This is a genomic window from Fulvivirga ulvae (assembly GCF_021389975.1).
GTDB lineage: Bacteria > Bacteroidota > Bacteroidia > Cytophagales > Cyclobacteriaceae > Fulvivirga > Fulvivirga ulvae.
In genome coordinates this window covers 6,663,125-6,679,529 of the sequence record NZ_CP089981.1, presented here as the reverse complement: position 1 = coordinate 6,679,529, position 16,405 = coordinate 6,663,125, and the positions used below count along the sequence as shown (strand labels likewise).

Genomic DNA, 16,405 nt, shown 5'->3' with positions numbered 1-16,405 from the left:
ACTCAGGAGGTAAATAATAAATATTATTTGCCCATAGCTATTGTGGTAACATACCAGGTTTAAAAACGCTGTAAAAGGATCTATTTTATTTCATTATAAAATAGGGCATCGATTTATTTATATCCGGCAATACATGTCTGCTTGCTGGCTCGTACTGATATTTTAAATTAAAAGTCATTAGACTGAAATAGAAACCAACTAAACATGCTCAAACATAATCTTCGCTTAATACTACGTAGTTTCAAACGCTTTAAAACTACATTCATCATTAACTTAATAGGCCTTTCCGCCGGTCTTACCAGTGTTTTCTTTATTTATATGTGGGTAAGCGATGAGCTTGCCTTTGATAGATTCCATGACAAAGGTGATAGACTTTATCAGGTCATGGAGCATCAGGAGAATGCTGATCTCATTAAAACTGTAGAAAATACGCCGGACCCTTTAGCAGAAGCTCTGAAAGATGAATTTCCGGAAGTGGAATATTCTACCCTGGCAACTCCATTGTCATGGTTCCAGGAGTTTACAATTACTACGGTGGATGAAAAAAGCGTTAAAGGGGCAGGTCAGTTTGTGGGTAAGGAGTACTTTAATGTTTTTTCTTATAACCTTTTACATGGTGATGAGAACAATGTGCTGGAAGATCAAAATTCTATTGTAATTTCTGAGTCTCTCGCCTTGAGTCTGTTTAATACTGCAGAAGAGGCAATTGGAAAAAGAGTCGAGTGGCAATTGCTGCAGTTTAAAAAAGATGCGGTGATCTCGGGTGTTTTTGAAGATGTACCCAGACACTCATCAGATCAGTTTGATTTTGTATTATCTTTTGAGCTATTCGCAAACATGTTTCATAGGGAGCCTAATTGGGGTAACAATGGCCCTCATACCTATGTAGTGCTAAAGAATAACACCGATGTTGAGCAATTTAACACAAAGATATCCGGCTTAATAAAGGAGAAATATGCTGAGTCGAATGTGACGCTTTTTGCAAGGCAATATGAAGACAGGTACCTGTACGGTAACTATGAAAATGGAGTACAGGCAGGAGGTAGAATTGAGTATGTTAAGATGTTTGCCATCATAGCCATATTTATCCTTTTGATCGCCTGTATAAACTTTATGAACCTGTCAACCGCCAAAGCATCCAGGAAGATTAAGGAAGTAGGAGTGAAAAAGGCTATTGGTGTGAGTCGTCAGTCTTTGGTTGCACAATATTTAGCAGAATCAGTTTTAATGGCATTTATTTCACTGGCCTTTGCCGTGCTGGTGATTTTTTTATTTATGCCTACATTCAACGAAATTACAGGTAAAGACCTAGCTATGCATTTTGATGCTTCCCTGATCATATCCATGGTAGGGATTACTCTGTTTACCGGACTTATTTCGGGTAGCTATCCGGCGATCTACATGTCAGGTTTCAAGCCGGCAATCATTCTCAAAGGCAAGTTCAAAAGCTCACTGGGAGAGCTATGGGCACGTAAAGGACTGGTAGTGTTTCAGTTTACACTCTCGGTGATTTTCATTGTTTCGGTTGTAGTTATTTATAATCAAATGAAATTCATACAATCGAAAAACCTTGGCTATAGTAAAGACAATGTTATTTATTTTGAAAAAGAGGGAAAGGTAGCGGAGAACCTGGAAAGCTTCCTGATAGAAGTGCAGAAAATTCCGGGAGTATCCAGTGCTTCGAGCAGGATGGGAAGTACAATGGGAAGTTTTATGACCACCGGAAGCCTGGAATGGCCGGGAAAAAACACGGAAAGCCAGGTGTCATTTGAGAACGTAGGTGTAAACTACGATTTTATAAAAACCCTGGGTATAGAAATATTAGACGGACGATCCTTTTCCAAGGACTTCATTTCAGACAATGAGGCTATTATTTTTAATGAGGCCGCTATTGAGGTGATGGGAATGGAGAATCCTGTAGGGCAGACAGTTAACCTTTGGGGTGACAACAGACAGATCATTGGCGTAGTGAAGAACTTTCACTTTGAGTCACTTCATGAGCAGGTTAAGCCTTTGTTTTTTATTCTGGCTCCCCACAAAACAAGCGTTGTATTGGCGAAACTGGATGCAGGAAGAACCGTTGAAGCTATTGACGAACTTAAAGATTTTTACATGGAGTTTGCAGGTTCACCTCTGGACTACCAGTTTCTGGATGCAGCTTATGAGGCGCAATATGCTTCCGAGCAGAGAGTTTCAGCGCTTTCTAAATACTTTGCTGCTTTAGCAATAATAATATCATGTCTTGGACTTTTCGGTCTGGCAACTTTCACTGCTGAAAGAAGACTTAAAGAAATTGGGATTAGAAAAGCTCTGGGTGCAAATAATTTTTCTATTATCTACCTCCTGTCACTGGACTTCACCAAAATGGTTATGGCATCTATTTTAGTTGCTATACCGATCAGTTATTTTATGACTAAGCAATGGTTGGACAATTTTGCCTTTAGTATTGAGCTGGAAGTCTGGTATTTTGTTGCAGCCGGAATCATGACCCTGTTAATTGCCTGGCTTACTGTAAGTATGCAAACTATTAAAGCAGCTATGGTAAGCCCCGTAAAATGTTTAAGGACGGAGTGATAGCATAAGGTTCAAAATCTTTAATTCTTATGCTACAATAGAAAAAACTTAGCCGTGAACGAGAAATTAGATAAGTCTAACGTACAGGAAATACTTGAGCTGACGACTGTTCAGCGAGGAATGCTATTTCATTATTTGAATGAAGCTGATAGCAATGTATATAATGTACAACTATCTTTTCGGGTTGAAGGTGAGTTAAATGTAAATACCTTTAGAAAGGCAATAAGTAAAGTTCAGGAGCAAAACGAAGCTTTGAGATCGGTATTCAGGTGGGAGAAACTCAGTAAACCGGTACAGATTGTTCTTAAAGAGTGTTCTGTTGATTTTACTTACAAGGATCTTACGCAGGAGGCATCAGAAACCTTGCAACGGCTGGTTGAGCAATACTCTGACGAAGATCAGCATAGAAGGCTTACACTTACAGAGGTTCCTTTTAGAGTGACCGTCATTAAAACTTCTACTCAGCAATATGTTTTGAATATTACCCACCATCACATTCTCTATGATGGTTGGAGTACCGGGATTTTGCTGGAAGAACTATTTACAGCATACAGGCAGCTGATTAATAATGAATCAGCTGCAGTAACGGTAAAGCCTGCATATAAAGAGATGCAGCTCCGTTTGATAAAGAATGCAAAAAAAGGAGCTGAGGCTTATTGGAAAAACTACCTTGGCGACTACGATACCACGACCTTCTTCTCGGGAGCATTTGACCTTGATAAGAAAAATGAAATCGCCAAGGTTATTGAGCGGGTATCCAATTTGGCCATGGATGAATTTGCCAGTGCAAATAAAGTTACCAAAGCCTCTGTGATATATGCAGCCTATGGTATGCTGCTACAGAAATATCAGGATATTTCAGATGTTGTTTTTGGTACTACCGTATCTAATCGTGATGTAGCTATCAAGGGTAATGATAAAGTGATTGGCAATTTTATCAATACCATACCGCTAAGGCTTAGGCAAGTGGAAAACGCCACCTTGCTGGATGTTGTGGCAGGTATCAGTAAGGATTTGATAGAAAGAAGCCAATACAATAACACTTCGTATTTTGAAATCAAACGCATGCTGGATATTAAGCCCAGTAATGACTTGTTTGATTCTGTTGTTATCATTGAAAATTATCCTCTTGATACCGAAAAAATAAATAGTAATGCTGAATTTAAGCTGCATCTGGAAACCGTTTATGAAAATACAGGAATTCCACTTGTGGTCACGGTCTTCTTTAATGAAGAGGTAGAGATCGAGTTTGCCTATCAAACTGCACAGCTTAGTGAACCTTTTGTGCGCTCACTGGCCACACAGTTTGCTTTGGTCATTAAGAGCATACTTCATGATAGCAGTAAAAAAGTAAAAGAAGTCAGCCTGTTATCGGATAGTGAAAGAGCTGAACTGCTTTACGATTTCAATAAAACAGCCCTGGCATACCCTGTGGAGAAAACACTTGTTCAGCTTTTTGAGGAACAGGCAGCCAGAACCCCGGAGCATACAGCGCTTGTATTTGGCGAGCAGGCATTGAGCTACAAAGAGCTTAATGAAAAAGCCAATAGCCTGGCAGCAGATATACGAGCCCGGGGAGTACGCCCTAACCAAATTGTAGCATTGTACACCAGCCGCTCACTGGAGCTATTCATTAGCCAGCTGGCCGTGCTAAAATCCGGAGGTTGTTATCTTCCCTTAGACCCCACATTCCCCAAAGAGCGTTTAGAGTATATGATGTCAGATGCTAATGCTACAGTACTTCTGACCACGCCAGACCTGGACGGAAAAGTATTTAGCGTTGAGCAGAATCTTGATATTCTGACGGTTGATTGCGAAGAATTGGCGTCAGAGCCTAAAAACTTAACCCATGTCAATAATTCTGATGACCTCGCTTATGTAATCTACACCTCAGGCTCAACAGGAAGGCCTAAGGGTGTAATGCTCCCACATAGAGCAGTACATAACTATATCGTATCGTTGTCGAAAAGCGTTCCTTTCACTGAAGAAACTACTATTGTTTCCGTAACAACTTTTTCCTTTGACATATTTGTCACGGAGTCATTGGTTCCGCTTACTCGCGGTGCCCGGGTGGTTATAGCGGATGAAGCAGCCCAAAAAGACCCCAGGCTTTTGTTTAAAACAATAGCCATGAATGGTGTTACGATGATGCAGACCACACCATCGCGCTACAAACTGCTAACCAGTGATGAAGTTGCCTTCAAAGCAGGTATGGGTGGCTTGGAATACATGCTTGTTGGGGGAGAGGCCTTCCCACCCGAACTTTTGAAGCAACTGAAAGCAGCTGCTAAGGCAAGAATAGTTAATGTATACGGACCTACCGAAACCACGGTATGGTCATCATTGACAGATCTTACTGACGAAGATAAAATAACTATTGGCAAGCCCATTGGCAATACACGGCTTTACGTGCTGAACAGACACAGGCAGTTACAGCCAAAAGGAGTTAGCGGTGAGCTTTACATAGGAGGTGATGGTCTGGCCAAAGGGTACTGGAACAATCCGGAATTAACAGATAAGGTTTTTGTACCTAACCCCTTTAACCCCGAAGAAAAACTTTATAAAACCGGTGACCTTGTTCGTTGGTTGGATAATGGTACCATAGAATACCTCGGTCGTACAGATTTTCAGGTTAAAATTCGAGGCCATAGAATTGAAACCGGTGAAATAGAAAGCCACTTATCCAACTATGGGACTATAGAGGAATGTGTGGTTATAGCTCGCGAGATCCATGGTAACAATCACTTGGTAGCCTATTATGTGTCTGCTGAACAAGAAGATTCAGATCATTTAAAAGGCTGTTTGTCAGCACACCTCCCCAGCTATATGGTACCATCTTATTTTATGAAGATGGAAACTTTGCCCATGACACCGAATGGTAAGCTGGATAAGACCAGATTACCGCAGCCGGAGATCATGCTTAACATGGATCATGTCGTAGCAACCGGTGAAGTAGAAAAACAACTATTCGGCATATGGAAAGAAGTACTGGGGCATGATAAGATCAGTGCGAACCTAAACTTTTTTGATGTAGGTGGAGACTCGCTTCATTTGATCACCGTGAGTTCAAAGATCAAAGTGGTCTTTGATGAGGATGTTTCCGTTACAGAACTTTTCAATTATACAACCATTCGCTCACTTGCTAAATATATAAGCAGCAAAAAGGGTGATACAGCCGAGGAAAAAACAGAGCGGGAAGAAGGTAAACAGAAGACAAGCCTCGAAAGCAGGAGTGGTGCCTTCGATATAGCCATTATAGGTATGGCAGCCAGGTTCCCGGAGGCAAAGAATGTAGACCAGTTCTGGCAAAACCTGCAATCAGGGAAAGAGTCTATTACAAGAAAAGAGAAAGAGGAGAACGATCCTTTGATATACGCCAAAGGCTTTCTTGAGGGATATGAATCCTTTGATGCGGCCTTCTTTAATTATATTCCTTCTGAGGCGGCTAAAATGGACCCTCAGATGCGGATATTCCACGAGTGTACCTGGGAAGCTTTAGAAAATGCAGGCTATGATCCCAGTACCTATAAAGGAGCAATAGGCCTGTACGGAGGAGCATCGGCTAATCCTTATTTCAATATTAATGTAGGGGCTAATGGTGAGGACGACTGGGTAGAAAAGTGGGAAGCCATTACTTATGCGGATAAAGATTTCCTTTGCCCCAGGATCTCATATAAGCTTAACCTGAAAGGTCCCAGTGTTAATATCGCTACAGCCTGTTCTACTTCACTCGTAGCCGTGGATACGGCATGTCAAGAGTTGCTGGCCGGTAAGTGTGATGTTGCCCTGGCCGGAGGGGTATCAGTTTCACTCCATGACAATGAAGGATACACCCATAGAAAGGGAATGATATTATCTGATGATGGAAGTTGCAGAGCATTTGATGCAACATCATCGGGAACAGTAAGTGGCAACGGTGCAGGCATAGTGGTATTGAAGAAGCTTGACGATGCGATACGTGATGGAGATACCATACATGCCGTGATCAAAGGTACAGCCACCAATAACGATGGCCACGAAAAAATTGGATTTACAGCACCAAGCATCGAAGGGCAAAGTGCTGCTATTCGCGACGCCATTAGAAATGCAAATATTGCCCCGGAAAGCATAACCTATGTAGAAGCCCATGGAACGGGAACTTCGCTGGGTGACCCTATTGAAATAGCGGGGCTTACCAAGGCCTTTAATACCGGCAAAAAGCAATTTTGCGCAATAGGTTCTGTCAAGACCAATATTGGCCACCTGGATGCAGCAGCCGGAATAGCAGGGCTGATCAAAGCAGCTCTTTCCCTGAAAAATAGACAGCTGGTCCCCAGCCTGCATTATAAAACGCCTAACGCCAGCATTGATTTTAAAAACAGTCCCTTTTATGTCAATACAAGCCTCAGGGAATGGAAGAATGGCGAATACCCAAGACGTGCCGGAGTGAGCTCGTTTGGTATTGGAGGTACAAACGCACATGTGGTTTTAGAGGAGGCACCATCGATTACCGAATCATCAGTATCCAGAGACTACCAGCTATTGACGCTTTCAGCAAAAACACCAGATGCCCTTCAAAAAAACATCCATAATCTGGCAGATTTTCTACAGGCCAATGGAAATACAAATATTGCCGATGCAGCCTATACACTTCATATTGGCAGAGCACACTTCCCGCATAGAGCAAGCCTGAGTGTCAGAAAATCCGACGATTCTGTAAAGTTCCTGAGAGACCTGGCAGGTGAAGTTGTAGATATACCTGAACTGCAAAGCAGAGAAAACATTGTGTTTATGTTCTCAGGGCAAGGCTCACAATATAGCGGCATGTGTGCAGACCTGTATGCCAGAGAAAAATATTTTAAGGAAACGGTAGACCACTGTTTGAAAATTGCAGAAGAGATATCCGGTAAAGACCTTAAATCCATACTATTTGGAGATAATTTCGAAGACGCTGATCAGGTAAACCAGACAGAATATACCCAGCCTGCACTATTTATTATCGAATATGCCCTGGCACAATTGTTAATTCAATGGGGGGTTAAACCTACTCAGATGATAGGGCATAGCATCGGAGAGTATGTAGCGGCCTGTGTAGGAGGGATATTTACCCTTCATGATGTCATAAGGCTGGTCGTCAGCAGAGGTCAGTTGATGCAGCAGGTAGCGCCGGGAGCAATGCTTAGTATCTCAGCCGGAGAAGAAGAATTACTCCCTTTAATAACTGATAACGACAACATCTCACTGGCCGCAGTAAACAGTTCTGCTCACTGCGTGGTTTCCGGAACTGTAGAGGCCATTGCAGACTTTCAAAACAAAATTCAACAAAGCGGACTAAGCAGCAAGGTAATCCATGCATCCCATGCATTCCATTCCTACATGATGGATGGTATACTGGATCAGTTTAAATCCGCATTTGAAAACATAAAATTCCATAAGCAGCAGATACCCCTGGTATCCAATTTAACCGGAGAGGTAGCCGACGATAAAACCCTCGGATCTCCTGAATATTGGGTAAGGCACCTCAGAGAAACCGTACGCTTCTCAGAAGGGATAAGCAAAATGATGGAGGCTGAGGAGTCGGTGTTTATAGAAGTCGGCCCGGGTAATGTACTGAGTACTTTTGTGCGATCTCACAAAAATCGTTTAAGCAGTCATGAAGTTGTAGGCTTGGTTAGGCACCCCAAACAACACGTTGATGATCAGCAGTATTTATTGGGAAGTTTGGGTAAGCTATGGGAAAAAGGTGTGGACGTAAATTGGGCTAAGTTTTACGAGGAAGAACAAAGAAGAAGAATTCCGCTACCGACCTATTCATTTGAAAAAGTCCAGTACTCTGTACGCATAGATGAAGGTAGTCCTAAACAAAATAGCTCGGAACCAGTAAGAAATCATATCAACGAATGGTTCTATATTCCTGGCTGGCGGAGCTCATTTGCCTTGCCCGAGAAAGTGGATAATGTTGGTAGCTATATTATTTATGGAAAGGATAACAGGCTTCAGACATCGCTGATCAGGAAATTTGATCAGGAGCACGTGCCGTATGTATCTGTAGTTAAAGGAAATGAATATAAGAAAGTATCAGATAACCAATATGTAGTAAACCCCGGTTCACTTGAAGACTTGACAAAATTCTTCAGTGAGCTGAAAGAGAAAAGCTTTAGATACGATCAGATAATTTACAACAGCACTTCAGAGGATCTGACCGACGACCTTAGTGAATACACCGATCATCATCCTGATTTTTATGACCTCATCCATGTGGTAAAATCAGCCCATCATGGGGAGTCGCTTTCGGGAGTGCATTTAACTTTGGTTACCAGTAATTTATATAATGTTTTAGGCGTTGAAAAAGTCAATGCATCAGGAGCTGCATTACCGGCAGCGATTAAAGTAATCGCACAGGAGTACCCTGTAACAACAGGTCATATTGACCTATCGATGCAGGAGATAGAAAGACATGTTGATCAGCTTGCTGGTGAATTAACAAAGCGTAAAAATGGTCTTTCGCTGGCGTTGAGAAATTCCCGACGATGGGAACAATCATTCGAACAGGTTGACTTGCAGAACGAAGGGACAATGCTAAAGAAGGAAGGCGTGTACCTGATCACTGGTGGCCTTGGAAAATTGGGATACACCCTGGCACAATACCTGACCACAAAATATCAGGCCAGTGTTGTGTTGCTGGGTAGAGCAGATCAGGCGCTTAAAGCAGACCAGATCAATCAACTGAATAACGGCCTTGGTAAAGCGAGCTATTTCAAAGCAGATATTTCAAGCCACACAGACCTTGAATTTGTTGTAGATACTGCCGAAAAGCAATACGGCAAAATAAATGGTGTTGTTCATGCCGCAGGCACCCTTCAGGGCAAAAGCATTAACCTGATAGATAACCTCACGGACGATGACTACCGTGAACAATTCAGAACAAAATGTACCGGTATACATAACCTGAAAAAGGTTATGGGTAACAGAGAACTCGATTTTTGCCTGGCCATATCTTCTATTTCATCAATACTTGGTGGACTTCAATTTGGCGCATATGCCTCGGCCAACATGGCTTTGGATCATGAGTTGAATACCATTCATGAAACAGAGTCCCCTAATTGGTTCAGCGTAAACCTGGATGGACTTGCGTTTGAGGATAACCCGGGTGAAGGAATAAGGCCTGATGAATTATTAGAGGTTTTTGAGAGAGTTACTGCGCTGACTCATCAGCCACAAGTAGTGGTTTCTGTTGGTGATCTCAATCAAAGGGTATCTCAATGGGTTAAAAACAAGGTGAATGGTCAGGAAGATAAGGCCTTGGCACCGGTTGCCTCCAGGGATAATATTGAGTTGGAGATGCTTCAGCTCTGGAAAGAATTCTTCGGCATGGAGGATATCAGACCTTTTAATGATTTCTTCGAATTGGGAGGAGATTCTTTGAAAGTTCTTACCATGATTGGCCGTATACATAAGCGGTTTAACATAGAGCTTTCGATAACTGAATTTTTCCAACATGCTTCAGTCAAAGAACTAAGCGCATACTTAAGTACATCGTTAGGAAAGAATGAAGCGAATGAACAGGCTGAATATACAGTGATATCCAGGGCGGAAAGCAGTGCGTATTACCCATTGAGCTCTGTTCAACGAAGGCTATACTTCCTCAATGAATTTGACAATGGCTCCGTAGCCTACAATATGCCCATAGCACTTAAGTTGAGTGGGGCGCTTGATTATCAAAAGATTAGAGAAGTATTTGAAACGCTAATTGATCGGCACGAGCCTCTCAGAACAAAGTTTGAGGTTGTAGATGATCAGCCTTGCCAAGCTATAACTGAGCAGTTTGATTTTGACCTGCAATTTTATACCGCGTCAGATAAAGATATACCCTCAGTAATTAACAGTTTCATTAAGCCATTTGATTTGACCCAGGCTCCTCTGATACGTGTCGGGTTAGTGAAGGTATCTGAGCTTGAACATGTGTTGATGGTAGATTTGCCACATATCATTACAGATGGAGTATCCAAGAGTGTTATGATCAAAGACTTCATGGCGCTTTACAAAGGGCAGCCGTTAGAGAATCTCGAGCTGCATTATAAAGACTATGCCGTGTGGCAGCAGGGAAGTGATTTTCAGCAGGAACTCATGGAGCAAAAAGCCTTCTGGTTAGAAGCATTTGACAGTGAGGCGACCCCACTCAACTTGCCTGCAGATTATGTCAGGCCTGCTATAAAAAGCTTTGAGGGAGACATCAGGAAATTTGAAATCAGCGCAGCTAACACAGAAAAACTAAGAAAGATAGCCGAAGGTGAAGGAACGACACTCTTTACGATACTCCTGTCAGCCTATCATATTCTTCTGAGTAAACTGAGCAATCAGGAAGATATAGTGATAGGGACACCCATTTCAGGAAGACAACATGCTGATCTGGAACAGATGATGGGGATGTTTATCAATACCCTGCCCTTACGAAACCAGGCTGACGGTACACAAAGTTTTAGAGAATTCCTGGATCAGGTGAAGAACAAAACACTTGAGAGCTTTGACCACCAGGCGTACCCTTATGAATATTTAATAGATGACCTGAAGCTGGAGCGAAACATCAGCCGAAACCCTTTGTTTGATGTACTCTTCTCGTATGAGAACTTTGAGCGTTCAGTGCTTGAAATACCCGGACTAAAGATCACACAGTACGATGATAATCATATTGTTTCCAAGTTTGACCTGACGTTGACGGCATATGAAAAGGAAGGAGCACTGGCTCTGTATTTCGAGTACTGCACCGCCTTGTTCAAAGGAGAAACCATGGAGCGATTTATAAGCTATTTTAATCAGATCATCTCTACAATACTGGCCGATGTTAACATCAGGCTGTCGGATATTGATCTGATCACCGAAGAGGAGAGAGGTCTGATATTGAGCGACTTTAACGATACAGCACTTACTTTTGATGAAAGCCGCAGTATCGTTACCGCGTTTGAAGCACAAGTAGCTAAAAATAAGGCAGCCATAGCACTAACCTACGGAGGCAAAAGCCTGACCTATGAAGAACTGAATAGCAGGAGTAACCAGCTGGCACACAAGATGCGGAAACAGAACCTTCCAGTCGAAGCCATTGTGGGGATCATGCTGCCTCGCACCGAAGCCCTTTTCATCAGCATCCTTGGTGCATTGAAAGCCGGTTGTACCTATGTGCCTATAGACCCGGACTACCCGGAAGACCGCATAGACTACATCGTGAAAGACAGCGGCCTGAGTCTGATGCTGACCGATACAGACCTGGAAAAAAGAGCAAACCAATTTGGAGAGCAACTACAAATTATAGACGTTACCTCAGCCTCAATATCAGAAGAAAATACAGCTAACCCCGGTGTATCGATATCACCATCACAACTGGCATATATGATTTACACCTCCGGCTCTACCGGACGGCCAAAAGGCGTGATGATCGAGCACCGCAATGTGATCAACTTTGTAGAGGGTATAGCTGCCCGCATACCAATGGAGCAAGGCTCACGCATGCTCTGTCTGACCACGATCTCATTTGATATTTTCGTACTGGAAAGTCTGTTGCCATTACTTCAAGGGCACGAGGTTGTGCTGGCAGGTAACAGTGACCAGAAAGATCCCGATGCACTTTGTAAACTGATAAGCACAGGTGGCATCAACAAGATGCAAATCACCCCATCGCACCTGAAGATGTTACTATCCTCCAGCCATGCGGCGGAAGCCCTGCAAAATATAGATACTCTGATGGTAGGGGGAGAAGGCTTCCCTGCGGATTTGCTTCAGACCCTGCAAGGCCAATATCAGGGTAGGATTTTTAACATGTACGGTCCCACCGAGACCACGGTATGGTCATCGGTTCAGGAACTAACCGAAGCAGAACGAATAGATATCGGTACACCGATAGCCAATACCACGATGCTGATCGTCGGCGAAGAAGGACACCTCCAGCCTGTCGGCATAGCCGGAGAACTGTACATAGGCGGCAAAGGAGTAGGCCGGGGCTACTGGCAAAATGAGACCTTAACCGAAGAGCGCTTTGTGAGCAACCCTGCCGGAGTAAGCGGGCGCTTCTATCGCACCGGAGATTTGGCAAGATGGTTGCCTAACGGCGCTATCGAATACCTGGGCAGAATGGACAACCAGATGAAGATACGAGGCTATCGTATCGAGCCGGGTGAAATAGAGAGTCAACTACTGACCCATGAAGAGATCAAAGAAGCAGTCGTTTATGCTCATGGGAACTCTGGCGAGCAGATACTGGTAGCCTACTATGTTTCAGCCTCCATGATAGAGCCGGCTGACCTTCGCGACCACCTTTCACAAAGCTTGCCCGATTACATGATCCCTTCCTACTTCATGCATTTGGACAAATTTCCACTTACTCCGAATGGGAAGATAGACCGGAAGTCTTTGCCCGCCCCGGAGCTGGTGAGCAGTACGGAGTATGTAGGGCCATCAAACGAAATAGAAGAACAGCTGGTGAACATCTGGGCAGAAGTACTGAAAGCTGATCCTGAAGCGGTAAGTGTAACTCAAAGCTTTTTCGAACTGGGAGGACATTCTCTGCTGGCGAGCCTGTTGGCCAATAAGATACACAAGCAACTTAGCATAACTATACCCTTGCGCGAGATCTTCCGCCATCAGGATGTTCGCAGTCAGGGACAATACCTCGGCAACCGGGAGCAGACTACTTACAAATCAGTAGAAAAAGCGGCCGAAAAATCGTACTACTCCCTGTCGTCGTCACAACAACGTCTGTATGTACTTCATCAAATAGACAAGAACTCTACGGCGTATAACATGCCTTACACCGTAAGGCTGAACGGCATATTGGACAAAGAAAAACTCAACCAGGCCTTCAGCAGGCTGGTCAGCCGGCACGAAAGTCTCCGAACCTCTTTCCATGTGGAGAATGACCACCCTGTTCAGAAAATAGCAGAGGACCACGATTTTGAAGTGCAGTACTATCAGTCCGATGAACAAGGAGCTGAAGCGCTGATCCGCGACTTTATAACTCCCTTTGACTTGAGCGAGTCACCCTTGATGCGTGCCGGTGTAATAGCCCTGAGTGAGACCGACCATATACTGGTAGTCGACATGCACCATATCATCACCGATGGTATATCGCAAGGCGTACTGATGAAGGACTTCACAAACCTATACAACGGAGATGCGCTGGAGCCGCTTCACCTTCAGTATAAAGACTTTGCCGAATGGCAGCAAGACCCGGTCCAGCAAGAGGCGATTAGTGAACAGAAAGCCTACTGGCTAGGCGAGTTTTCAGAAGAAGTGACCTCCCTGGAGCTTCCCACGGATAAAGCCCGTCCACTGGTAAAAAGTAGCAAAGGTGGCAGCATAGACTTCACACTGAATGAGGCCACTACCCACAAACTCCACGAGCTGTCACAGTCAGAAGGTACTACCTTATATATGCTGTTACTCTCGATCTACAATGTACTGCTGGGTAAGCTGAGTAACCAGGAAGATATTGTGATAGGAACCCCTGTCGCAGGAAGACAGCATGCAGACCTTGAGCGAGTGATCGGTATGTTTGTGAACACCCTGCCACTACGCAACTACCCCGCAGGCGATAAGACTTTCCGGGATTTTCTACATGAGGTAAAAGAGCGTGCACTGCTGAGCATGGAGAACCAAGGCTACCCTTATGAAGCACTGATCGATGAAGTGAAAGCAGACAGAGCTGTAAACAGGAATCCCTTGTTTGATGTGATGTTCGTGTTCCAGAACCAGGAAGAGGCTGAATCAAAAATATCAGGATTGGAGCTGATCCCGTACCAAAGTAGTCGTACAGTGTCGAAGTTTGACCTGACCCTGACAGCGGTTGAAGAGGAGGGTGGCATGCAACTGAGCTTTGAGTACTCATCGGACCTGTTTAACCCTGAAACAATCACCCGTTTTATAGGCTACTTCCAGAGAATAGTAGAGTCAGTAACCGCCAATGCCGATCAGCGCCTGTCAGCGCTGGAGATCATCACTTCAGAAGAGAAGCACCAACTGCTGAATGTGTTTAACAACACAAGTGTAGACTACCCGAAAGAAGAAACTATAGTCACCCTGTTTGAGAAACAGGTGAAACTCCACCCTGATAATATTGCGGTAGTTTATGGTGATCAAAGGATCAGTTTCAAGGACCTTGATGCCATGGCAAATAGTATTGCCCAGATGGCCCTGAACAAGGTGCCGGAAGGGAATAACAAAATAGGTTTGCTGTTCAACCCGTCGGTTGAAATGATCGCCAGTATGCTTGGAGTAATGAAAGCTAGGCACGCTTATGTGCCACTATCTCCAGAAGCTCCGGCAGAGAGAAATGAATATATCCTTGTCGATTGTGATGCTCAATTATTGCTTACGCACGAGGCAGTTGAATTGGAAGACTTCAGATTTGACACGGGGAAGACTGTGATTGTTGACGAAAATCTCATAGCTGACAATGCCGTGGATGCGATAGCCAAAAAAGTTGCACCTCATGATCTCATATATGTGATCTATACCTCCGGCACAACCGGTAACCCTAAAGGGGTGGAGGTAGAGCATGGCGGTATGGTCAACTATCTGTCATGGCGAATTTCAAACTTTGAGTTCACCGCCAGTGATGTTACTATGCAGGTCGTGTCGTATCATTTTGATGGTTACGGTAGTAACTTGTATTCATTGCTGCTGGCCGGAGGAACCACAGTGCTGTTGAGTAATGAGAACCGCTTAAATGCACAATATCTGGTCAATACCATTAACCATGAAAATGTGAGCTATATAGGCATGACGCCTGCCATCTTTGAGGTTATCCTTACGGAATTGAAGCAAGAGGAGGCTGCCAGCCTGAGGCTCGTGGTGCTTGCCGGAGAAAAAGCGAACCCTGAATTATTGCAAAAGAGCAAAAAGTCATTACCCCATACCCAGATCAGCAATGAATATGGGCCTACAGAAACATCCGTTGGGGCAACCTGCAATAACAACCTCATAGAAACCAATATTTCCATTATTGGAAAACCTATGGACAATACCTCCATTTACATTCTGGGGCAAAAGGGAGAGTTGCTGCCGATAGGCATGTACGGGGAGTTATGCATTGCAGGTGTTGGGGTAGCCAGAGGCTATATCAATAACAAAACCCTGACCGAGGAAAAGTTTGTAGAGAATCCATTTAGGGCAGGCGAGCAAATGTATAAAACCGGAGACCTGGCGAGATGGACGTCAGATGGAGAAGTGGAGTTCTTAGGCAGGGTCGACAATCAGGTGAAAATTAGAGGGTTCAGGATAGAGCCTGAAGAGATCGAGGTGCAGTTGAATGAGCATGATCAGATCAAAGATGCTCTGGTTATGGCTAAAGAACGGGGCGGTGATAAGTTTTTGGTAGCCTATTATGTGGCAGAGAGCGAATTGGAAGCGGCCGGCATACGTACTTATTTGTCAGATAAGCTGCCCGATTATATGATCCCTTCATATTACGTGCATATGCAGCGTATGCCCATCAGTACGAACGGAAAGATAGACAGGAAAGCGTTGCCAGAGCCGGATGTAGCTCCAAAGGAATATGTAGCACCTTCCTCTGAAACTGAGAAAAAGCTGGTAGAGATATGGGCAGAGATATTGAAGGTGGACGAAAGGCTGGTCAGTATCAATGTCAGCTTCTTTGAGCTGGGAGGACACTCGTTAAGAGCTACCGTACTTGCGAACAGGATTTTCAGAGAGCTGAATGTGGAAATACCATTACAGGAGATATTTGTCTCCAACACCATTGAAATGATGTCTGAATATATAGATAATGAAAACTGGGCTAAAAATGGAGAGCCTAGTGATGTGGTTATGAGTGACGAGATTATTCTCGATTAGGGAAGGTTAA

The 16,405-nt window shown here is 43.8% G+C and carries 2 protein-coding genes; both read left to right on the top strand.

Annotation, left to right across the window (positions count from 1 at the left end):
* Window positions 1–204: 204 nt before the first annotated feature.
* Entirely contained in the window at window positions 205–2,574 is a 2,370-nt protein-coding gene (locus LVD17_RS27120; protein WP_233763384.1) for an ABC transporter permease, read from the top strand.
* Between the two features lie 54 nt (window positions 2,575–2,628).
* Window positions 2,629–16,395: a non-ribosomal peptide synthetase/type I polyketide synthase gene (locus tag LVD17_RS27115; RefSeq protein ID WP_233763383.1), complete on the top strand. Its 13,767-nt coding sequence runs from the start codon at window positions 2,629–2,631 to the stop codon at window positions 16,393–16,395.
* Window positions 16,396–16,405: the final 10 nt, after the last annotated feature.

What these genes read in the sequence shown, in the direction of transcription:
- LVD17_RS27120 (WP_233763384.1), top strand. Translation starts at nt 205, where the DNA reads ATGCTCAAACATAATCTTCGCTTAATACTACGTAGTTTCAAACGCTTT.